Source organism: Bacillus sp. FJAT-27251, assembly GCF_001273925.1.
Taxonomy (GTDB): domain Bacteria; phylum Bacillota; class Bacilli; order Bacillales; family Cytobacillaceae; genus Mesobacillus_B.
The window spans coordinates 4,750,093-4,771,536 of the sequence record NZ_LIGG01000001.1 but is presented as its reverse complement, the minus strand read 5'-3'; the positions used below and the strand labels follow the sequence as shown (position 1 = coordinate 4,771,536).

Annotated in this window: 22 protein-coding genes; all 22 read left to right on the top strand. The window is 48.5% G+C overall.

Going from position 1 to position 21,444, the window contains the following annotated elements; all coding sequences use genetic code 11:
- Positions 1–48 precede the first annotated feature (48 nt).
- The 22 genes from ADU22_RS22645 to sigK all read left to right on the top strand — a co-directional run bounded on the left by ADU22_RS22645 (position 49) and on the right by sigK (position 21,118).
- Positions 49–705 (top strand): tetratricopeptide repeat protein, encoded by a 657-nt coding sequence (locus ADU22_RS22645; RefSeq protein ID WP_053364182.1) that lies wholly within the window; start codon positions 49–51, stop codon positions 703–705.
- Between the two features lie 31 nt (positions 706–736).
- Positions 737–3,178: an SF1B family DNA helicase RecD2 gene (gene recD2, locus ADU22_RS22640; RefSeq protein ID WP_053364181.1), complete on the top strand. Its 2,442-nt coding sequence runs from the start codon at positions 737–739 to the stop codon at positions 3,176–3,178.
- Positions 3,179–3,204: 26 nt separating this feature from the next.
- On the top strand, positions 3,205–3,684 hold the full coding sequence (locus tag ADU22_RS22635; protein ID WP_053364721.1) for a PRC-barrel domain-containing protein: 480 nt from the start codon (positions 3,205–3,207) through the stop codon (positions 3,682–3,684).
- Between the two features lie 14 nt (positions 3,685–3,698).
- Positions 3,699–3,890: a YrzR-like zinc ribbon domain gene (locus ADU22_RS22630; protein WP_046526255.1), complete on the top strand. Its 192-nt coding sequence runs from the start codon at positions 3,699–3,701 to the stop codon at positions 3,888–3,890.
- 57 nt (positions 3,891–3,947) lie between these two features.
- Positions 3,948–4,079, top strand: a complete 132-nt coding sequence (locus ADU22_RS24475; protein WP_082252970.1) for a YrzQ family protein — start codon at positions 3,948–3,950, stop codon at positions 4,077–4,079.
- Between the two features lie 122 nt (positions 4,080–4,201).
- A complete protein-coding gene (locus ADU22_RS22625) occupies positions 4,202–5,275 on the top strand; it encodes an AI-2E family transporter (RefSeq protein ID WP_053364180.1) in 1,074 nt (357 codons plus the stop codon).
- 412 nt (positions 5,276–5,687) lie between these two features.
- Complete coding sequence (gene alaS / locus ADU22_RS22620) at positions 5,688–8,336, top strand: alanine--tRNA ligase (RefSeq protein WP_053364179.1); 2,649 nt, start codon at positions 5,688–5,690, stop codon at positions 8,334–8,336.
- Positions 8,337–8,388: 52 nt separating this feature from the next.
- On the top strand, positions 8,389–8,655 hold the full coding sequence (locus ADU22_RS22615; RefSeq protein ID WP_053364720.1) for an IreB family regulatory phosphoprotein: 267 nt from the start codon (positions 8,389–8,391) through the stop codon (positions 8,653–8,655).
- Positions 8,656–9,072 (top strand): Holliday junction resolvase RuvX, encoded by a 417-nt coding sequence (gene ruvX / locus ADU22_RS22610; protein WP_053364178.1) that lies wholly within the window; start codon positions 8,656–8,658, stop codon positions 9,070–9,072.
- Between the two features lie 13 nt (positions 9,073–9,085).
- Positions 9,086–9,373, top strand: coding sequence for a DUF1292 domain-containing protein (locus ADU22_RS22605; protein ID WP_053364177.1), 288 nt, complete (start codon positions 9,086–9,088; stop codon positions 9,371–9,373).
- A gap of 376 nt (positions 9,374–9,749) precedes the next feature.
- Positions 9,750–10,907, top strand: a complete 1,158-nt coding sequence (gene mltG, locus ADU22_RS22600; protein ID WP_231687934.1) for an endolytic transglycosylase MltG — start codon at positions 9,750–9,752, stop codon at positions 10,905–10,907.
- Positions 10,908–11,125: 218 nt separating this feature from the next.
- Positions 11,126–11,767 carry an O-methyltransferase gene (locus tag ADU22_RS22595; protein WP_053364176.1) on the top strand — a complete coding sequence of 214 codons (642 nt, stop codon included), beginning with the start codon at positions 11,126–11,128 and terminating at the stop codon, positions 11,765–11,767.
- Positions 11,768–11,773: 6 nt separating this feature from the next.
- Entirely contained in the window at positions 11,774–12,703 is a 930-nt protein-coding gene (locus ADU22_RS22590; protein ID WP_053364175.1) for a peptidase U32 family protein, read from the top strand.
- Positions 12,704–12,761: 58 nt separating this feature from the next.
- Positions 12,762–14,030, top strand: coding sequence for a peptidase U32 family protein (locus tag ADU22_RS22585; protein ID WP_053364174.1), 1,269 nt, complete (start codon positions 12,762–12,764; stop codon positions 14,028–14,030).
- A gap of 2 nt (positions 14,031–14,032) precedes the next feature.
- Positions 14,033–14,668 (top strand): uridine kinase, encoded by a 636-nt coding sequence (gene udk / locus ADU22_RS22580; protein ID WP_046526264.1) that lies wholly within the window; start codon positions 14,033–14,035, stop codon positions 14,666–14,668.
- A 145-nt stretch (positions 14,669–14,813) separates the two neighbouring features.
- A complete protein-coding gene (gene greA / locus ADU22_RS22575; RefSeq protein WP_053364173.1) occupies positions 14,814–15,290 on the top strand; it encodes a transcription elongation factor GreA in 477 nt (158 codons plus the stop codon).
- A 60-nt stretch (positions 15,291–15,350) separates the two neighbouring features.
- Positions 15,351–17,117, top strand: a complete 1,767-nt coding sequence (locus ADU22_RS22570) for a peptidoglycan D,D-transpeptidase FtsI family protein (protein WP_053364172.1) — start codon at positions 15,351–15,353, stop codon at positions 17,115–17,117.
- Positions 17,118–17,270: 153 nt separating this feature from the next.
- Positions 17,271–17,960, top strand: coding sequence for a YrrS family protein (locus ADU22_RS22565; protein WP_053364171.1), 690 nt, complete (start codon positions 17,271–17,273; stop codon positions 17,958–17,960).
- Between the two features lie 69 nt (positions 17,961–18,029).
- Positions 18,030–18,725 (top strand): 5'-methylthioadenosine/S-adenosylhomocysteine nucleosidase, encoded by a 696-nt coding sequence (mtnN, locus tag ADU22_RS22560; protein ID WP_053364170.1) that lies wholly within the window; start codon positions 18,030–18,032, stop codon positions 18,723–18,725.
- Positions 18,726–18,909: 184 nt separating this feature from the next.
- Positions 18,910–19,173, top strand: coding sequence for a YrhC family protein (locus tag ADU22_RS22555; protein ID WP_231687933.1), 264 nt, complete (start codon positions 18,910–18,912; stop codon positions 19,171–19,173).
- Between the two features lie 321 nt (positions 19,174–19,494).
- Positions 19,495–19,638, top strand: a complete 144-nt coding sequence (locus ADU22_RS24470) for a YrzI family small protein (protein WP_353611401.1) — start codon at positions 19,495–19,497, stop codon at positions 19,636–19,638.
- 760 nt (positions 19,639–20,398) lie between these two features.
- Positions 20,399–21,118 (top strand): RNA polymerase sporulation sigma factor SigK, encoded by a 720-nt coding sequence (gene sigK / locus ADU22_RS22540; protein WP_046526269.1) that lies wholly within the window; start codon positions 20,399–20,401, stop codon positions 21,116–21,118.
- Positions 21,119–21,444: the final 326 nt, after the last annotated feature.

The window sequence follows — 21,444 nt, the reverse complement described above, 5'->3', positions numbered from 1 at the left end:
CATACCTCCAATAATGATATACTTGACGAAAGAATGGAGCGTGGAATGATGGATAAAAATCAGGAAGGCATTCAATTTATGCAGGAAGGCAGATGGGAGGAAGCAGCGCGGGCGTTCATGGAAGCGATCGAGCAGAATCCCCAGGATGCGGTTTCCCATGTCAATTTCGGGAATGTCCTCACCGCTGTAGGCGAAACGGAGAAAGCGCTGAAGTTTTACGACCGTGCGCTTGAGCTTGATCCGGAGGCGGGTACTGCGTATTTTAGCAAAGGGAATCTGTTTTATGACCAGGAACGCTTTGAGGATGCCAAACAGAATTTTGAACAGGCTCTTAAGAAAGGCCTCGAGTCTGGCGATAATTACTTCATGCTGGGAATGTCTCTCCTGCAGCTGGATCAGGCGCGCTTTGCACTGCCTTACCTGCAGAGAAGCACAGAGCTGTTGCCGGAAGATTCCGAAGCCTTCTTCCAATACGGCTTATGCCTGGCGAGGGAGGAATATATCGATGAGGCGATTCCGGTTCTAGAGCAGTGTGTGGCTCTTGACCCTGGGCATGCTGATGCCTTTTACAACCTTGGAGTAGCCTACGGCTTTAGGGAAGATGCCGAAAAAGCGCTGGAGATGTTCAACAGGGCGCTCGACATACAGCCGGACCACCTGCTGGCGGGACATGGAAAAAAACTGATTGAAGCCAATATGCAATAAATTGAAGGGAAAGAAAGGGGGGGCATGCTGAATGGACAGGCAGGATTCGCTCGACCTGTTTTCTGAACAGGGAACATACATAAAAGGCCGGCACTTAGTGACGATTTTCCATAATGAACAAAATGCGTATACTGTCCTTAGAATTCGTGTGGATGAGACAAACGCCAATTATGACGACAAAGAAGCGGTCATCACAGGATATTTCCCTCGTATCCATGAACATGATACATATGTTTTTTTCGGTGACTTCAAAGAGCATCCTCGATTTGGCGTCCAGTTCCATGCCACCCATTTCCGCAAGGACCTCCCGCAGTCGAAACAGGGGATCATCACCTACCTCTCGAGCGACCTGTTTAAGGGAATCGGGAAGAAAATCGCCGAGAGTATCGTCGACACGCTTGGAGAACACGCGATTACAAGGATCATGGAAAACCCGTCGCTGCTTGACGGCATTCCCAAGCTTGCACCGGATAAAGCAAAAGCTTTGTATGAAACATTAATGGAGCATCAAGGACTTGAACAAGTCATGGTGGCTCTGAATCAATATGGTTTCGGGCCCCAGCTGTCGATGAAAATTTACCAGGCTTACAGGGAACAGGCCATTGAGCTGATTCAGGATAATCCTTATAAGCTTGTCGAAGATATTGAAGGAATCGGGTTTGGACGGGCCGATGAACTTGGCCGGCAGCTTGGCCTTACCGGCAAGCATCCGGAACGGATAAAGGCCGCCTGCCTATATATCCTTGAAACCTCCAGCATCCAATCCGGGCATGTCTATATGGAGGCTGAGGCACTCCTTAAGGAAATCAAATCGCTGCTAGAGGAAAATGATCCCGAGGAAGTAGGGTTCAATGACATTTCAAACGAGATTGTCAAACTCGGAGAAGAAGGGAAAATCATCGTCGAAGAAAGGAAGGTTTTTCTTCCTTCCCTGTATTTTTCTGAAAAAGGGCTGGTTTCAAACATAAAACGGATTCTGTCACAGACCCAGTATGAAGACCAATTTCCACAATCGGAGTTCCTGCTTGCGCTTGGCAATCTCGAAGAAAGGATTGGCGTCCAGTATGGAGCGAGCCAGAAGGAGGCCATCCAGACGGCTTTGATGTCTCCGATGATGATCCTAACCGGCGGCCCTGGTACAGGTAAAACGACGGTCATCAAAGGAATCGTCGAACTTTATGCCGAACTTCACGGCTGCTCGCTGGATCCGAACGATTATAAAAAAGAAGAACCATTTCCGTTCCTGCTGGCAGCTCCGACGGGCAGGGCGGCAAAACGGATGACGGAATCGACAGGGCTTCCGGCTCTCACCATCCACAGACTGCTGCGCTGGAATGGAGCCGATGGCTTTGACCATGATGAAGACCGCCAGCTGGAAGGGAAAATTTTGATTGTCGATGAAACGTCAATGGTGGATACCTGGCTCGCCCATCAATTGTTTAAAGCTCTTCCTGACCAGATGCAGGTTATCCTGGTCGGGGATGAGGACCAGCTCCCATCGGTCGGGCCAGGGCAGGTGCTGAAGGACCTCCTGGACTCCGGCAGGATTCCCGTGGTCCAGCTTGTGGATATTTACCGCCAGGCCGAGGGGTCGTCGATCATTGAACTGGCACACCAGATCAAACAGGGCAGCCTTCCAAGCGACCTGACTGCCCAGCAGGGGGACCGTTCCTTTTTCCGCTGCCAGGCAGGACAGATTGCCCAGGTGGTCGAAAAAGTTGTAGTCAATGCGAAGAAAAAAGGCTACAGCGCAAAAGAAATCCAGGTGCTGGCCCCCATGTACAGAGGGCCTGCGGGGATTGACCGCCTCAACCTGCTGATGCAGGAAATCCTTAATCCGAATGACGGGACGCGGAAAGAACTGGCTTTTGGCGATGTGAAATACCGCGTAGGCGATAAAGTCCTTCAATTGGTCAATCAGCCTGAAGCAAATGTTTTTAACGGGGATATGGGCGAAATTGTCGCCGTTTTTTATGCGAAGGAAAATACGGAGAAACAGGACCAGATTGTCGTTTCATTTGAGGGCAATGAAGTAACTTACACTCGCCAGGAACTTTCGCAGATTACCCACGCTTATTGCTGTTCGGTACACAAAGCGCAAGGCAGCGAGTTCCCGATCGTTATTCTGCCGGTGGTGAAAAGCTACTATCGGATGCTGAGGAGGAATCTGCTGTATACAGCGATTACAAGAAGCCGTCAGTTCCTGATTCTTTGCGGTGAAGAAGATGCGTTCCGGCTTGGAATTGACCGGGCGGAGGATACGAAACGAAATACTTCCCTTGTCGAGAAGCTTGTGGAGGCTTTGCCGGAAGCCGGCGAAAAGCTGCAGCGCCGGCCGGAAAAAGCCGAAAAGCAGGGATCTGGCGATGAGAAAAGGAAGCCTGCTTATATGGAAGAGCTGTTCCGCACCGATCCGATGATAGGAATGGAAAACGTTTCACCTTATGATTTCCTGGAGGAAAGCCGAAACTAAAAATGTTCGGAAAGGTGGGACTCGCTTTGCGGACGTTTTCCATGGTTAAGGGTCTGCCCGTCATTGATGCGGGCTCCGGCGAAAAGCTGGGGGAAGTTTCGGACCTTAATGTTTCAGGTGACGGCAAATTTCTTGGGCTTCTCCTGAAAAGAGGAAGCCTTCTCAGGAGAACCTATCTTGTCCCCGCTGCCAGCATCCTGGCCTGCGGTGAGGATGGCGTGATGGTCGATGGAGCAGATTGCCTTGAACTGCTGCAAGCCAGGCCTGAATTCACTATGGAACATGAAGGGCGGCTGTCCGGGCGAATGATGATTTCCCGGGAAGGACAGGAATTGGGGCTCCTTAATGATGTATATTTCAGCGAAGAATTGGGCACGATTGTAGGGTACGAATTAACGGATGGCTTTTTTTCGGACTTGATGGAAGGAAAGCGAGTGGTCAATCCTGTTGCTCCCCCTGCAATCGGAAAAGATGCCATCGTTGTTAACGTAGAGAACGAATGTTAACGAGGTGAGCATGAATGCTATCGTGCCCAAATTGCCAAAGCAAGGATATCGGGAAAATAGGGATCAATCAGTATTACTGCTGGAACTGCTTCATTGAATTGTCGCTTTCAAAAGGCGTCATTCATACACATCAGGTCGAAGAGGACGGGTCGCTAAGCTCCCTTGATGATCTTTTCGACGAGGAAGACCGCATGTACGGGATGTAACTCGCCGAATTCGGGGGAGCTATCAGGCTCAACTAAATTTGGGACGAGGTGAGGCGCATGAACCGAGTAGTAACATCCGCACTGGTCATGGGAGCAGGAGTGGCTGCCTACAGTTATATGCAAAGGAATGGCATGATGAACAAGCGCCAAATGAAACAGCTTCAAAAGCGAATGGCTAAATTGTTTTAACACATGGTCCCCTGTCATGATGCAGGGGACCATTGTCTTTTTGCGGCATGCCCCTTTAGTGAAAGTTTCCTTTATGCATATTCTCCTCTTCTCGTCTAAAAATAGTCGTAGGAGGTGGGAATGTGGATATTCCAGTGAAATGGTTTTACAGACTGGGGTTCTTGTTATTATTGTTTATTGTCCTTTATATCTTTCTTAAATTGCAGGCGCTCTGGATTCCGGTCCTGCGGGTGGGGGCGACGCTGCTTTTGCCGTTTGCCATCGGAGGGTTCATTGCCTACCTCCTCCATCCTGTCGTGGAAAGGCTCCATGGGCGGGGGCTCCACCGCGGAGTCTCTGTATTGATTATCTATCTCCTGTTTTTTGGAGGTGCCGGTATCGTGGTTTACGAGGGCACTCCCTTATTCATCCATCAGCTGCGGGACCTTTCGGAAAATATTCCGTTTTTCGCCTCCCAATATCGGGAGTGGCTGCTTGGGATTGAATATGAGACCTCCAGATGGCCTCCCGCCATACAGGAGCGGATTGAAGAAGGCATTACCGGTGCGGAGGCGGCTCTTGAAGGAATCCTTGCTTCCATAATGGAAATGCTGAAGGGCTTCCTGAATTTCCTTGTCCTCATTGCCATCATCCCGTTCATTGCCTTTTACATGCTGAAGGATTTCGGCCAGATGAAGAGGTTTGCCTGGTATATGACTCCTTCATCGTGGCGTGACCGGGGGAGGCATTTCTTGCGGGAAGTGGACACATCCCTTGGGAGCTATATACGCGGCCAGCTGCTGGTATGCCTGATCATCGGGGTTTTAAGCGCATTGCTGTTTTTGATTGCCGGCATGCCATATTCCCTGCTGCTTGGCCTCATTGTCGGCATCACCAATGTGATTCCCTATTTCGGGCCAATCATTGGGGCTGTTCCGGCTGTCATCATCGCCGCAACCATCTCCATGAAAATGGTTGTCACCTGCGTAATCATCGTGTTTGCCCTTCAGTTTCTTGAGGGAAACATCCTTTCCCCGCTGATTGTAGGGAAAAGCCTGCATATGCATCCGCTCGTCATCATGCTTGCCCTCCTTGCCGGGGGTGAAATCGGCGGGGTTGCCGGGCTGATCCTGGCTGTCCCGGTCCTGGTCATCCTTAGGGCGGCATTGCTTCATGCAAAGGATTATATCAGAATGAAACGGGAACAGATTCCGTAAATCCATTTGACAAAGGGAATCCAGCTTTTATATAATTCGGCTATAGCATTAAAATGATGAACATGTTGAAGGATCGAGTACGCTGCAGACCATCGCATAGAGAGGTATTCCCGAGGCTGAAAGGAATTCCCGGTGAAGGGCAGCGGAAGGCTAATCCGGAGTGCAGCTAAACACTGCCGTCACAGCCGCGTTAAGGCGTTTTGAGAGATGGGTGCCTCTAGCATCCATAATCAGGGTGGTACCGCGAGTGAGCTCTCGTCCCTGTCCAGGGATGGGGGCTTTTTTTGTGCCCGGAGCACGGTCGTGATGGCCGGCAGACTTCATGAAACAGCCGTCTTTAGCTTTTTGCCACAGGAAGGATATTCCTGCAGCAGGCAAGTTCTACATATCATGACGATAAGGAGGGAGCTGTATGAAACAGCTAACAGGTTCGGAAATCAGGCAGATGTTTTTAGAATTTTTTAAGGAAAAGGGTCATTCCGTGGAACCAAGTGCATCGCTTGTTCCGCATGAGGACCCATCCCTGCTCTGGATTAACAGCGGGGTAGCGACACTGAAAAAATATTTTGACGGCAGGGTAATACCGGCCAACCCGCGGATCACGAATGCCCAGAAATCGATCCGTACAAACGATATCGAAAATGTTGGCAAGACGGCCCGCCACCATACCTTTTTCGAAATGCTTGGAAACTTCTCCATCGGCGATTATTTTAAGGTTGAGGCCATTGAATGGGCCTGGGAGTTCCTGACGGATGACAGATGGATTGGCTTTGACAAGGATAAGCTCTCGGTCACCATCCATCCCGAGGATGAGGAAGCCTTTGAAATCTGGAGCAAGCAGATAGGTGTTCCTGAGGAACGGATCATCCGTCTTGAAGGAAACTTCTGGGACATCGGGGAAGGCCCAAGCGGCCCGAATACGGAAATCTTTTATGACCGCGGACCTGAATACGGGAACGATCCCAAAGATCCCGAGCTATACCCGGGAGGCGAAAACGACCGCTATCTTGAGGTATGGAACCTCGTCTTCTCCGAATTCAACCATAACCCGGATGGCACTTACACGCCGCTTCCAAAGAAAAACATTGATACCGGAATGGGTCTTGAAAGGATGGCTTCTGTCGTCCAAAACGTGCCAACCAATTTCGACACCGATCTTTTTATGCCAATCATAAAGGCAACGGAAGAAATCTCAGGTGAAAAATATGGCGGGAATGCGGACAAGGATACCGCGTTCAAAGTCATTGCCGACCATATCCGGACGGTTGCGTTTGCTGTCGGTGACGGTGCCCTTCCTTCCAACGAAGGCCGCGGTTACGTGCTGCGCCGATTGCTGCGTCGTGCAGTACGCTATGCAAAGAAGCTTAATATCAACCGTCCGTTCATGTTTGAACTTGTTCCGGTTGTCGGTGAAATCATGGCGGATTTTTATCCGGAAGTAAGAGATAAAGGCGATTTCATTGAAAAAGTGATCAAGAATGAAGAAGACCGCTTCCATGAAACGCTGCATGAAGGACTTGCGATCTTGTCCCAGCTGATCAAGGGCGAAAAGGAAAAAGGAAGCGATACGATTCAGGGAGAGGATGTATTCCGGCTCTATGATACGTACGGATTCCCGCTTGAACTGACGGAAGAGTATGCCGAAGACGAAGGCATGAAAATTGACCATGACGGCTTCGAGGCTGAAATGGAGCGCCAGCGCGAGCGGGCACGTTCCGCCCGCCAGGATGTAGGCTCCATGCAGGTTCAGGGCGGAGTCCTTGGGGATGTGAAAGTGGAAAGTGAATTCGTCGGCTATGACAAGCTTGAGAGCGAAAGTAAAGTCGCGGTTCTTGTCCAGAACGGTGAACTGGTTGACAAGGTTACTGCAGGTGGCGAGTTCCATTTCATTCTTAATGTGACTCCATTCTATGCGGAAAGCGGCGGCCAGATTGCCGACCGGGGAACCCTTGAGGCTGACGGTGTCAGAGTGATGGTAAAAGATGTGCAAAAAGCTCCGAATGGCCAGAATCTTCACCATGGAGTCGTCGAGTCCGGCACCCTTTCCCTTGACGCAGTGGTTACAGCAAGGGTAGATCAGGCGAACCGCTCGAAAATCATCAAAAATCATACAGCTACCCATTTGCTGCATCAGGCTCTTAAGGATGTTCTGGGCACACATGTCAACCAGGCCGGTTCCCTTGTCGAGCCAGACCGCCTGCGCTTTGACTTCTCGCATTTTGGGCAGGTGACTCCTGAAKAGCTTGAAAAGGTAGAAACCATCGTGAATGAAAAGATCTGGAACAGCATTGGGGTAGAGACGGACTTTAAACCAATTGATGAAGCAAAGGCTATGGGTGCCATGGCATTGTTTGGCGAAAAATATGGCGACATCGTCCGTGTGGTCCAGGTGGGGGATTACAGCCTCGAGCTTTGCGGCGGCTGCCACGTTCCAAATACATCCGTGATCGGCCTGTTTAAAATTGTATCCGAAGGCGGTATCGGTGCCGGGACAAGAAGGATTGAAGGTGTCACTGGCGAGGCGGCCTATAAAGTGCTCAATGACCAGATTGCTGTCCTTAAAAATGCCGCAGCCAAATTGAAAAGCGCTCCAAAAGATGTAGCTTCAAGAGTTGAAAGCGTACTGGCGGAAAACAGGCAGCTTCAGCGTGAAAATGAATCATTGGCCGCAAAATTGGGCAATATTGAAGCAGGCAGCCTTGCATCGAAGGTGAAAGATGTCAACGGTGTTCCAGTCCTATCGGCCCGTGTCCAGGCAGCAGACATGAACAGCCTGAGGAACATGGCGGATGACCTGAAGCAAAAGCTTGGCTCGGCCGTCATCCTGCTGGGCAGTTCTGATGGGGATAAGGTGAACCTGATCGCAGCCGTCACAAAGGATCAAGTGGAAAAAGGCTATCATGCCGGAAAGCTGGTCAAGGAAGCAGCCAGCATCTGCGGAGGCGGAGGCGGAGGCCGTCCGGATATGGCCCAGGCAGGCGGCAAGGATCCTTCAAAGCTCGATAATGCCCTGCAAATTGCTGAACAATATGTGAAATCGTTTGATATAAAGGCGAAGTAGTGTAAAATGTAGATAACTTATGCCTGTCAACGAAAAAAGTGAGGTGCATTCGATGAGCTCTTTTGACAAGACAATGAAATTCAATTTTCCTGAGGAGCCGTTCGAGCATGATGTCAATGACGTGCTTTTCCAGGTATACGAAGCACTTCAGGAAAAAGGGTATAACCCTATCAACCAAATTGTCGGGTATCTTCTATCCGGTGATCCGGCGTACATTCCCCGCCATCGCGATGCCCGCAATATCATCAGGAAGCTCGAACGTGATGAAATCATTGAAGAACTGGTTAAGTCCTATCTTCGCAAGCAAGAGGAAAAATAGATGCGGACGATGGGATTGGATGTTGGCACAAAAACCGTCGGCGTCGCTTTGAGCGACGAGCTTGGCTGGACGGCACAGGGGCTTGAAACCCTGAAAATCAATGAGGATAAGAATGAGTTTGGTTTTGAGGAATTAGGCGAAATAATAAAAGAGCACAGCGTCAGCAAAATCGTTGTCGGCCTTCCAAAAAACATGAACGGCAGTATTGGTCCCCGCGGGGAAGCCTGCCAGCGGTATGCCGAAGAATTAAAAAGGCTTTATGATCTCCCTGTCATCCTCTGGGACGAGCGTTTGACCACGATGGCAGCCGAGCGCGTGCTGCTCGAGGCGGATGTCAGCCGCAAAAAACGCAAAAAGGTTATTGATAAGATGGCAGCCGTCATGATTCTGCAAGGCTATCTTAACAGTCAAATTTAATGAGGTGAAAAAAATGGAACACGGCGAAAWCAATATTACAGTAGTAGACGAAAGCGGCAATGAACAGCTTTGCGAAGTGCTTTTCACATTTGACTCCGAAGAGTTCGGGAAGTCTTATGTTTTGTACTATCCAATCGGAGCGGAAGAAGATGAGGATGAGGAAATTGAAATCCACGCTTCCGCCTTCACTCCTACCGAAGACAATCAGGATGGCGAATTAATGCCAATCGAAACGGACGAAGAGTGGGACATGATTGAGGAAATGCTCGAGACATTCCTGGCAGAGCAGGAAGAAGAATAGGAATTAGTGAAACCGGGGAGATCCTCCCCGGTTTTTTGTATGTATTAGAGTGGAATTTCTGAAGTTAGATAACTGTCCAGCTCCAGCGCCTATCCCCTCGAGGTCATAAGCCACTCCGGATTTGAAGGCAAAAAGCGCCTTCTAATCCGGAGCGTCTTATGCATGTCGGGGCTGAGCACTAAGGAATGCTTCCAGAATAAGCTTCGCAGGAACAATCCGCCTTTAGATTGTTCCGAAGGCGCTTCCGCTTTTCTTGTTTGGGGAAAAATGTCGCATAATCGGTTTTATCGTAATTTTTTGCGACTTGCTTGTAGAAATATAGTATAATGGTGCGTGAAATCATTATGTGGTCAAATAGTCGCCCGGAGGGGAAAAGATGTCTGAAGATAAGAAAGCAGAAACTACCAAGATGAGCAAAAATGACAAGAAGAAATATATCTACCAAAAGCTTGTTGAACAGCAAAGCGAAGCCAGACTCGTCAGGCGCATTGTCCTGGTGGCGGCGGTTCTCCTGATTGTATTTGCTGCAGCTGCAGGTGCTGGAGGCTATTATTATATAAATAAAGCTTTGCAGCCTGTTGATGAATCCGATACAAAAGAAGTGAAGGTTGAAATCCCGATAGGGTCCACTGTGACAGGTATCGGCCAGATCCTCGAGGATAATGGAATCATCCGCGATGCCCGCCTGTTCCGCTATTACGTAAAGTTCAGGAATGAATCCGGCTTTATGGCCGGCGAATATAACCTGAATCCTTCCATGACCCTTCCCGAGGTCATTGCTTCCCTTAAAACAGGTACCGTTGCGCAGGATGTTGTTATGCGGATAACGATACCAGAAGGAAAGCAGCTGACGCAAATAGCCGGAATCATTGCTGAAAAAACGGGTTTGAACCAGGAAGAGATCATGGAAAAGCTGAATGAAAAGGAATTTATTTCGAGGATGATGGATAGGTATCCCGACCTTTTAACAGAGGACATCCTTGATGAAAAGATTAAATATCCACTTGAAGGCTATTTATTCCCGGCCACCTATCCGTTTTACACGGATGACCCGACATTTGAGGAAATCATCACCACCATGCTGGACAAAACCAAGAGCGTCGTTGAGGAATATAGGGGACAGGGAGAGGAAAAAGGGCTTTCTGTCCATGAATTGCTGACGATGGCGTCCCTGATTGAGGAGGAAGCCACCCAGCAAGTCGACCGTGCGAAAATTTCCAGCGTATTCTATAACCGCATTGAAACCGGCATGCCGCTGCAGACCGACCCTACCGTCCTGTATGCCCATGGAGAGCATAAGGACAGGGTCTACTATAAGGACCTCGAGGTTGAATCGCCTTATAATACCTATCTTCATAAAGGCCTGCCGCCGGGGCCGATCGCCAATGCAGGGACAACTTCCCTGGAAGCGGCCGTGAATCCGGAAGAGACCGACCTTCTATACTTCCTGGCCACGCCTGAAGGACAGGTGCTGTTCTCCAGGACTCTCGAAGAGCACAACAAGCTGAAGAACGAACACATTACCAACCAATAATTGACATGAACCGGAGAAGTGCTGGGTATTAGCATTTCTCCGTTCTTTGTGATAAAATAGTACAAGTGTTTTTTAGCCGTTTTGATAGCGTCATTTACAGTGCCGAGGCTCATGGTTGTGCAATTTATTCATGCCCGTACCCTCTGCAGTCTGTGAACGCTATTTTTTCTTGTCCTGGTCCATTTGGGCAGAAGTTAAAAAATTGAGGTGAGTACGGCATGAAGGAAGGAAAGCTGCAGGAATACATTGAACAGCTGATACCCAAACGTACAGGATTGCTGGCTGAAATGGAGATATATGCTTCAGAGCATGGAGTTCCGATTATGGAGCCTGCGGGTATTGAAGCCATGCTGCAAATTCTGAGGATCAAATCGCCAAAAACAGTCCTTGAGGTTGGAACGGCGATCGGCTATTCGGCATTAAGGATGGCCTATGCCCTGCCTGATGCTAAGATAGTGACGATTGAGCGTGATGTGGAAAGGCTGGAAAAAGCCCGGGAGTATATTAAAGAAGCCGGCAGGGAATCGCAGATAGTGACGATTTTTGGCGACGCACTTGAGACTGGGGCTGAAGCTGGCAAGTATGCGCCATATGATGTGGTGTTCATAGATGCTGCCAAAGGCCAGTACCGGCGTTTTTTTGAGATGTATGCCGGCCTGCTCCGCCCTGGCGGCATAGTCATTACCGATAATGTCCTGTTTAAAGGCCTGGTGGCAGAACAGCAGGAAATTGATAAAAAGCGAATACGCAATCTTGTTACTAAAATAGATGAGTACAATCGCTGGCTGATGAGCCATCCGGATTATGATACCGTCATTCTTCCGGTGGGGGATGGCGTAGCGGTTAGTATGCTGAGGTGAAATAGGATGAAAAAACCAGAATTGTTAGTGACTCCTTCGAGGGTGGCAGACATTCTCCCGCTGATCGAGGCTGGAGCTGATGCGTTTATCATAGGCGAGCAAAAATTTGGCCTTCGCCTTGCAGGCGAGTTCGGACGTGCAGAAGTCAGGGAGGCGGTCAAGATTGCCCATGCCCATGGGAAAAAGATCTATGTTGCCATGAATGCGATTTTCCATAATGACAAAATCCCGCAGCTAGGGGAATATATTGCTTTCCTTAAGGACATCAGTGCGGATGCCATTGTATTTGGCGACCCGGCTGTCCTTATGGCGGCAAAGGAAGCCGCTCCGGACATGAAGCTGCATTGGAATACAGAAACGACGGCGACAAACTGGTACACGTGTAATTACTGGGGCCGCAAAGGTGCGGCGAGGGCCGTGCTTGCCCGTGAAATCAATATGGATGCGGTGGTGGAAATCAAGGAAAATGCCGAGGTCGAAATCGAAGTCCAGGTTCACGGCATGACCTGCATGTTCCAGTCCAAACGCAGCCTGCTGGGAAATTACTTTGAGTACCAGGGGAAGGCAATGGAGATCGAGAACAGTAAAGCCCAGAAAAACATGTTCCTGCATGATAACGAACGCAACAATAAATATCCAATCTTTGAGGATGACAATGGGACACATATCATGAGCCCGAACGATATCTGCATCATTGATGAACTTCAGGAGATGGTTGAAGCCGGCGTGGATTCCTTCAAGATTGACGGCATCCTCAAGGATCCGGATTATCTCGCCGGTGTGACAAAGCTTTACCGCAAGGCAATTGACCTAGCCGTCAGCGAGCCGGAGGAATACGAAAATGTGAAGGACGATCTCCTTGAACAGGCGGAAGAGCTCCAGCCGCAAGGGCGTCAGCTTGACACAGGATTTTTCTTCAAAGAAACCGTTTATTAATAAAATATGATCTGTCTGCCAGCATGGATGCTGGCCCTGGATAAAAGGAGGAAGCGCGATGACAGCAGTGAAAGAACCCATTTCACAAATTGTCAACGGAAAGCGTGTCATTGTTAAAAAACCGGAGCTATTGGCGCCGGCTGGCAATCTCGAGAAATTGAAAATTGCCGTGCGCTACGGAGCAGATGCCGTCTTCATTGGCGGCCAGGAATACGGCCTTCGCTCCAATGCCGATAACTTTACCTTCGAGGAAATGAAAGAAGGCGTCGAATTCGCAGCCAAGTATGGCGCGAAAATTTACGTCACCACCAATATCTTTGCCCATAACGAAAATATCGATGGCCTCGAAGACTATCTTTTGGGACTAAAGGAAGCCGGCGTGCATGGAATCATCGTGGCGGATCCGCTTATCATTGAAACCTGCCGCAGGGTTGCTCCTGAAATAGAAGTGCATCTCAGCACCCAGCAATCCCTTTCGAATTGGAAAGCTGTCCAGTTCTGGAAAGAGGAAGGGCTGGAGAGGGTCGTGCTTGCCCGTGAAACGAGTGCGGAGGAAATCGCTGAAATGAAGGAAAAGGTTGATATCGAGATTGAAACCTTCATCCACGGAGCGATGTGCATTGCCTATTCAGGCCGCTGTACCCTGAGCAATCATATGACAGCCCGCGATTCCAACCGCGGCGGCTGCTGCCAGTCATGCCGCTGGGATTATGACCTTTACGAGCTTGCCGGCGACAAGGAAAAAGCTTTGTTTGCCGATCACGATGCTCCGTTTGCGATGAGCCCTAAAGATCTGAAGCTGATCGAGTCCATCCCGCGCATGATTGAGCTTGGCATCGACAGCCTGAAAATCGAAGGCAGGATGAAATCCATCCACTATATTGCCACTGTTGTCAGTGTGTACCGCAAAGTCATTGATGCCTACAGTGCCGACCCTGACAACTTTACCATCAGGAAAGAGTGGCTTGAAGAGCTGGACAAGTGTGCGAACCGCGACACAGCCCCGGCGTTTTTTGAAGGAGTTCCAGGGTATAAAGAGCAAATGTATGGAAACCATAGCAAAAAGACAACATACGATTTTGCTGGATTGGTGCTTGATTACGACGCTGAAGCCAATATGGTTACCCTGCAGCAGCGGAACTACTTTAAGGCTGGCGATGAGGTGGAATTCTTCGGTCCTGAAATCGGGAACTTCACATATGTGATAGAAAAGATATGGGATGAAGATGGAAACGAACTCGATGCAGCCCGACATCCGCTGCAAATCGTCAAGTTCAAGCTGGACAAGCCCGTATTCCCATACAACATGATGCGAAAGGGGAAGTAAGAATGGAACGCAAACCTGTTGTAATAGGGGTGGCCGGCGGTTCCGGCTCCGGTAAAACGAGCGTTACCAAGGCCCTTTATGAAAACTTTAAGGGCCATTCAATCATGATGATTGAACAGGATTATTATTACAAGGATCAAAGCGACCTCCCGCTAGAGGAACGCTTAAAGACGAACTATGACCATCCCCTTGCTTTCGACAATGATCTGCTGATCGAACATTTGAACCAGCTTCTGCGCTACGAGCCGATTGAGAAGCCGGTGTATGACTATACCATTCATACTCGTTCAAATGAGGTCGTGCATGTTGAACCCAAGGATGTCATCATTCTTGAAGGAATCCTGATTCTTGAAGATGAGCGTCTTCGCGAACTGATGGACATCAAGCTTTATGTCGATACGGACGCCGACCTGAGGATCATCCGCAGGCTGCTCCGCGATATTAAGGAACGAGGCCGTTCCATGGACTCGGTGATTGAACAGTATGTCAATGTAGTCAGGCCGATGCATAACCAGTTCATCGAGCCTACCAAGCGCTATGCGGACATCATCATCCCTGAAGGCGGCCACAATCGTGTCGCAATCGACTTAATGGTCACTAAGATCCAAACTATTCTTGAACAAAAGTCTTTTTTATGACACAATAGCATAAATAAAGAACCAATAGGCAATAAACAGCGCGCGCCCTTTTTTCAAGGACGCGCTCCTGTATATAAAAAAAGCAATTGAACATTCCTACATAAAACTATTGGGGAATTGTGAAGATTAGAAGGAGTGAAGGATTTTGGCTACAGAAAAAGTATTTCCGATGACACTTGCCGGAAAACAGAAGCTTGAACAGGAATTGGAACATTTGAAAACGGTTAAACGAAAGGAAGTTGTGGAACGCATCAAGATTGCCCGCAGCTTTGGAGACCTTTCCGAAAACTCCGAGTATGATTCGGCGAAAGAAGAACAGGCTTTCGTTGAGGGAAGGATCACAACGATTGAAAACATGATCCGCAATGCGAAAATCATTGAAGAAGGAGAAATGGGAAGCGATACAGTCGGCCTTGGCCGTACCGTTACATTCATCGAGCTTCCGGACGGAGAAGAAGAGTCTTACTCTATCGTAGGAAGTGCCGAAGCCGATCCTTTCGAAGGCAAAATTTCCAACGACTCTCCGATTGCCAAAAGCTTGCTGGGCAAAAAGGTAGGCGATGAAGTGACCGTCCAGACTCCTGGCGGCGAAATGGCTGTGCGCATCACATCCATCAAGTAATAACAGTATATAAGTTTGAAATACCCCATCCTCGTCAACACTTTTGACGAGGTGTTTTTTATGAGGAAGAACAGGCTGATGGCCTGGCTGGCTTTGTGCATGCTGTGCATGGGCCTGCTGATTGCGAGGCTTGCGCAAATCCAGCTGATTTCAACTAAGTCCTTCTCGGAACATGATATCAATCTCCTCGAAGCCAGTGTAAGGCAGAGAGCCCAGGAAATCGTGATTGATAATGGCAGGGGGAATTTTCTTGACCGTTCAGGGCGACCGCTCGTCTATGAAAAAAAGCCGGTCCTGGTCCTTTTTCCCTTTCTTAAGCACATGGAGTGGCCAGCAGAACAAGTGGCATTGATTGCAGGTGTTTCGGCCAATGCCATTTCAAGAGCGCTAAAAGATGCAAAAGAACCCTTTGCCTTTGGATACCCTGAACCAAAAGCCCTTTCACAGAGTGAAATGGATCAAATCAATAAACTTGAAATTCCCGGCGTGTTTGCCGTTGAGCAGAAGTTCCTGCTTCCGGATAGGAAGGCAGCCCAGCTTATCGGAATAAACGGTGAGAACCCAAGCCTGGTTAAAAAGCGCTATGGCGATAAAGAATTTTTGCCGAGAACGTTGACAGGACTGTCAGGGCTTGAAAAAAGCTTTGATGAATTCCTGATTGGCGAAGGAAAATCAAGGCTTGTCTACCATGTCGATGCCATTGGGTCCCCGCTGTTCGGAATTAATGTCAAATATTCCGAGCCGGCAAATCCTTTTTACCCCGTGAATGTAAAGACGACCATCGATAAAGGCCTCCAGGAAATTTCCGAGGGTCTTGCCGACCGGCATCAATTGAAAAAAGGCGGCCTGGTGCTGCTGGATATCGAGAGCAATTCAGTTCTGGCAATGGTTTCGCGGCCGGAGCTTAACACGAAGAATCCGTTTGGGGATGCAGGTGTTGAAAATATGATGGTCAAACAGCAAATCCCGGGATCGGTGTTTAAAACAGTCGTCGCGGCCGCAGCCATAGACTATGAACTGGCACCTGCAGCGCGGAGGTTCGATTGCAGCAAAAAAATAAACGGGGAACCGGATTTAAAGTACCAGCATGGAATACTGGATTTCCCACAAAGTTTTTCGAGGAGCTGCAACAGGACATTTGCCGACCTGGCAAAAGAATTAAAGGAAATCGACAGTACCATCATGGAAACTTATGCAGGGAAGCTGTCCCTTACCGGCAGTGTCGGCTGGTCAGGGGATATCTTTCACACTGAAGACTTTAAACAGTTTGCCGATGAAGAAAGCGGCAGAGTGTTCAATTCTGAAAAGGCGAGGCAAGATGATAATTTCGCTGCGCTCTCGGCCATCGGCCAGCATGAAGTAAGGGTCAGTCCGCTCGCAGTGGCCAATATGATGGCGACCATTGCCCGAGGCGGAGACAAGCTGATGGTACGGACGGTGGAAGCAGTGGAATATCAAAACGGTTCAAAGCTGGTTTCCTTTGAACCAAAAAAACTTCCCGGAGAGACGCTCTCACCGTATACTGTCCAAAAACTCCAAAAGCTGCTCCGTGAGGTCGTAACCGATGGGAAAGGCACAGGCCGCTGGTTTAATGAACTTCCGTATGCAGTGGCAGGGAAGTCCGGAACGGCTGAAACAGGCAGGCAGAAAGAGGGCAGGCCGACGCACAGTAAATGGTTTGCCGGTTATTTCCCTTATGAAAAGCCCAAATATGCCCTAGTCGCTGTCAGCCTCGATGTGCATGATGACGAAGGCGGGGTAAATGCCCTTTTTGCTGACATGGTGAAGGAGCTTTATCAATCAGACCAGAAAAAAGCTGCAGAATAAATCCCGGCCTCAAACTCATTCCTGGTGCATAACAAGGAGAGTGGGATACTGGCTGCCTTTAGGAGCCAGGCAGGCCGCAGCAGGTAAAAATCCTTCATGTTTGGATAAAGACATGATAGAATGTTGGCAACCTGATAAAGGGAGTGAAGGAAGTTGGGAAAAAATCATACTGACGAGGGTTCAAGGGCTGGGAAGCTTACCAAAAGAAGAAAGACGAACCTTATTTTAAATAGCTTGATTGCAATTGTTCTCCTCTTGATCATCTTCGTATCAGTCAACATTTTTTTTGGTGACAGCCAGAGCGGTGAACAGGCTGAGAATACTGCACCGGCCCAGGAAGAAACCGAAACGGGCGGCAATGGGCAGCAATCCGGCTCTGGCGAATCCGATGCCGCAGGCAGCAATGAGGACGACGCGGCAGATGAAAATGGGAATTCCTCCGGAGAGGAAGAAAATGAAGAGCAGAATGAAGACCAGAATGCCGAGGAAGGCAATGATGAAGAGGGCAAGCCAGTTGTCACGGAAGGCGGCAGCAGCCCTGATGTCAAACAGACCATCGTGGATCCAAGCTGGGAGCCTGTAGGAACGTCCCAAAGCGGCGAGCACGCGGCTGTCTATGACAAAAACCATGTAGACTGGCAGGAAATGCTTGAAGCGATCTCCTATGCTACAGGCATTGACCAGGGAAATATGACGGTTTGGTTCCTGGGCAATAATGGAGGACCAAACAGTGCGGCCGGTACAGTATCCGAAAAAGGCGCAAACCAGAAGTACCGGGTGGCGATTGAATGGGTTGACAATGAAGGCTGGAAACCTGTTAAAGTAGAAGAGTTGAATCAATAAGAATGATGGCCGCTCCAGTGCTGCAAGATTCGCAGGACTGGAGAAGGCTGTGGAGGAAGGATTGACAGAATGAAAGTAGCAATCATCGGAGCAATGGAAGAAGAAGTCACTCTATTAAGGCAAAAAATCGGGAATGCCGTACAAGAGACAATCGCTGGTTTTGAATTCACAACAGGCATGATGGAAGGGAAGGAAGTCATCCTCCTGCGTTCGGGGATAGGCAAGGTGAACGCAGCCATGTCAACGACCATCCTGTTGGAGAGGTTCAAGCCGGATTATGTGATAAACACAGGTTCTGCCGGAGGATTGAATCCGGAGCTGAATGTCGGCGATGTCGTCATTTCAAGCGAAGTGCGCCACCATGATGTCGATGTGACGGCTTTCGGCTATGAATATGGACAAGTCCCACAGCTGCCGGCAGCGTTTGAAGCAGAAGCCGGGCTTGTCGGGATCGCCGAGGAAAGCGCCAAGGAAATTGAGGGGATTCAGGTGGTCAAAGGCTTGATTACTACCGGGGACTCTTTCATGAATGACCCTGCGAGGGTTGAGTTCATCCGAACAAAGTTCAACGGACTGCAGGCTGTCGAAATGGAAGCTGCAGCGATCGCCCAGGTAGCCTATCAGTATGGCGTGCCGTTCGTCATCATTCGTTCCTTGTCGGATATTGCCGGAAAGGAATCGGGCGTCAGTTTCGAGCAGTTCCTGGAAACTGCAGCCGTCAATTCCGCCAATCTTGTGATGAGAATTACCGAGGCAATCAAATAATTGAACGTTGCGAAAAGGCCTCTCCGATTTTTCTAAGGAGCGGCTTTTTCGTGAAAAGGCACCCTTAGTCATTATCCTTTTTTTACACAATTTACATGCCCACGGCCACCCTGGACTGTGTTACATTAGGGTTATGGATGTTTCCTGGCTTTATAGTTTAGCATAGTGATAGAAGGTGATTAATGTGAACGCAAAGAAATTGTACGAAAAGATGGTGGATTATCGGCAATTTGGGATCGTCCTTATGGCTGTAGGCGCATTCTTCTACCTGGGTGTCATTCTTCCTTCAGTGACTGCTGTGATGGCAGATAAATATATTGCAATGGGAGCATCAACAGGCTTCCTAATCCTGTCCGTCCTTTCTTTTATCCTGGCGAAAAAATGCCAAGGGAAACTTGCTGAGACGGAAGAAGGACAAGAATATTTAATGAACCAAAAACGTCCATAAAGGGCGTTTTTTTATTTATTTTAAAAAAACTGGAGGAAAATGGTTTACATTTCGTCTGATTGTGGATATAATTACCATTGAAGTAAAAAATTCTTAAGGAGGTCGAGTGAAATGATCAAGGGATACACAACAGCAACAGCACAACTTCATGCTTTTACCACGCATTCGACCGATACGGACTGGACCGCTTAAGGATTTTCTGACTAAGCATATCCATGCCGCAGGGAGTATCGTGCCCTGCGGCATTTCTATGTCCTTTTTTAGGCCGCAGGGGTTCTCTCTGCGGCTTTTTATATTGGGTATGAAAAAGGAGGTGAACCCATGATGACCTTAAATATCTTGTTCTTTACCATTACCATCAAAAAACGTGAAATTTCACTAGAAGAAGCCCGCCATAATGAAATGGTTGAAAAGCTTCTCGAAGAAAACAGGGATCGCCAGGCACAGTATATGCGCCAATTTTAATGAAGCTTTAAAAAAACGATAGAAAGGTGGGCTATTAAATGATCATGATTCATAGCAAAGCAGCAATTTACCTGGTGGAGATGGACTCCACCTAGCCAAGGAGGATGAAAAATGTCGCTGCACGTACTGTTGCTGACACTTGTTTTCAGGAAAAGGAAACACCATTATGAGGCCAGAGGATTGTAACAAAATGTTCACAGCCTCCCCCTTTTACCACATTGTAAATGTGTTAAATTTGAAGCAAATCAGCCATTCAGCAAAGGGGTGTAGAACCATGTTCTCAATTGTTATGGGCCTCGTTATTTGCGCAGCGATCGGCAGCATCATTGCTGCTGAAGTGAGTGTAGAATAAAAGCGGAAGCGTCCTGCCGGCATCATGCCGCAGGGCGCTTTCGCTTTTTGACAAGCACCTGCCTAAATAATACGAGTACTAGTATTAAAAATTCATTTAATGCTGGTTGGAGCCGATATAATGCTGGTAACGGTTGCTATAATGCTGGTTGGCCTTGATTTAATGCTGGTAAGCGTGGAGATAATGCCAGTACTAGGCTTATGGCAGCTAATTATTACGAGTACTAGCATTAAATTGTCCAGGTCTTGGCGTTTAAACCTAGTACTAGCTTTACATAATGCCCCTGCTGCTTTTCCTTTAATGGTAAACTTTTCATTTGAAAACTTTTGATTCGGACATACACGAACCCGCCTTTCTTTTCATAGGAATCTATATAGGCATTAGCCTAATTACGCGGGGGGTGGAAACGTGTCTGGAATATTGGCAGCACTTGGCTACTTAGTAAAGGAATTTGTCTTCCTTGTTTCTTATGTTAAAAATAATGCATTTCCCCAACCGCTGTCTGCAGCTGACGAGCGGAAGTATTTGCGTTTGATGGCGCAGGGTGATGGCCATGCACGCAATATGCTGATTGAACATAATTTACGCCTAGTCGCACATATCGTGAAGAAATTCGAAAACACCGGGGAGGACTCTGAGGACCTCATTTCAATCGGTACCATCGGCTTAATCAAGGCGATTGAAAGCTATTCGGAAGGAAAAGGGACGAAGCTGGCCACTTATGCGGCGCGTTGTATTGAAAACGAAATACTCATGCATTTGCGTGCATTGAAGAAAACGAAGAAGGATGTCTCGCTCCATGACCCAATCGGACAGGATAAAGAAGGAAATGAAATCTCCCTTATCGATGTCTTAAAATCGGAATCGGAGGATGTCATTGACACGATCCAGCTCAATATGGAACTGGAAAAGGTAAAGCAGTATATCGGGGTGCTGGATGAACGTGAAAAAGAAGTGATCATCGGCCGCTTCGGCCTTGATTTGAAAAAGGAAAAAACCCAGCGGGAAATTGCCAAGGAGCTCGGCATCTCCCGGAGCTATGTTTCCAGGATTGAAAAAAGGGCCCTGATGAAAATGTTCCATGAATTCTACCGCGCCGAGAAGGAAAAAAAGAAAAACAAAGGATGAGTGGTTGTTTCAAATTGAGGGCGGCCGCTGTAATTGTATTGTGTGCCGCCGTCTCCAAAAGGTCCAGTCCGAAAGCAGCGTGTTTCGGACTGGACCTTTTGGGTCTTGAGAGGAAGTAGGTCTTTTTTCTGGCCATCTTAATTTTTTTGTTGTCCGCAGTTCTGGAAACCCACTCCTATTGTCCGCAGTTCTGGAAACCCACTCCTATTGTCCGCAGTTCTGGAAACCCACTCCTATTGTCCGAATCCCAGGTTTTATTAGCCGAAAAGATGCTTGTATTGTCCGGCCCCCCGGTTCTATTGTCCAGAAACGCAGTTCTATTGTCG

Excerpts from the sequence above, each read along its gene's own strand:
- ADU22_RS22595 (WP_053364176.1), top strand. The coding sequence starts at position 11,126 with ATGAAGGAAGGAAAGCTGCAGGAATACATTGAACAGCTGATACCCAAA.
- ADU22_RS22585 (WP_053364174.1), top strand. The coding sequence starts at position 12,762 with ATGACAGCAGTGAAAGAACCCATTTCACAAATTGTCAACGGAAAGCGT.
- mtnN (WP_053364170.1), top strand. The coding sequence starts at position 18,030 with ATGAAAGTAGCAATCATCGGAGCAATGGAAGAAGAAGTCACTCTATTA.
- ADU22_RS22590 (WP_053364175.1), top strand. The coding sequence starts at position 11,774 with ATGAAAAAACCAGAATTGTTAGTGACTCCTTCGAGGGTGGCAGACATT.
- ruvX (WP_053364178.1), top strand. The coding sequence starts at position 8,656 with ATGCGGACGATGGGATTGGATGTTGGCACAAAAACCGTCGGCGTCGCT.
- ADU22_RS24475 (WP_082252970.1), top strand. The coding sequence starts at position 3,948 with ATGAACCGAGTAGTAACATCCGCACTGGTCATGGGAGCAGGAGTGGCT.
- ADU22_RS22570 (WP_053364172.1), top strand. The coding sequence starts at position 15,351 with ATGAGGAAGAACAGGCTGATGGCCTGGCTGGCTTTGTGCATGCTGTGC.
- ADU22_RS22645 (WP_053364182.1), top strand. The coding sequence starts at position 49 with ATGGATAAAAATCAGGAAGGCATTCAATTTATGCAGGAAGGCAGATGG.
- ADU22_RS24470 (WP_353611401.1), top strand. The coding sequence starts at position 19,495 with ATGATGACCTTAAATATCTTGTTCTTTACCATTACCATCAAAAAACGT.
- mltG (WP_231687934.1), top strand. The coding sequence starts at position 9,750 with ATGTCTGAAGATAAGAAAGCAGAAACTACCAAGATGAGCAAAAATGAC.
- ADU22_RS22615 (WP_053364720.1), top strand. The coding sequence starts at position 8,389 with ATGAGCTCTTTTGACAAGACAATGAAATTCAATTTTCCTGAGGAGCCG.
- ADU22_RS22630 (WP_046526255.1), top strand. The coding sequence starts at position 3,699 with ATGCTATCGTGCCCAAATTGCCAAAGCAAGGATATCGGGAAAATAGGG.
- recD2 (WP_053364181.1), top strand. The coding sequence starts at position 737 with ATGGACAGGCAGGATTCGCTCGACCTGTTTTCTGAACAGGGAACATAC.
- udk (WP_046526264.1), top strand. The coding sequence starts at position 14,033 with ATGGAACGCAAACCTGTTGTAATAGGGGTGGCCGGCGGTTCCGGCTCC.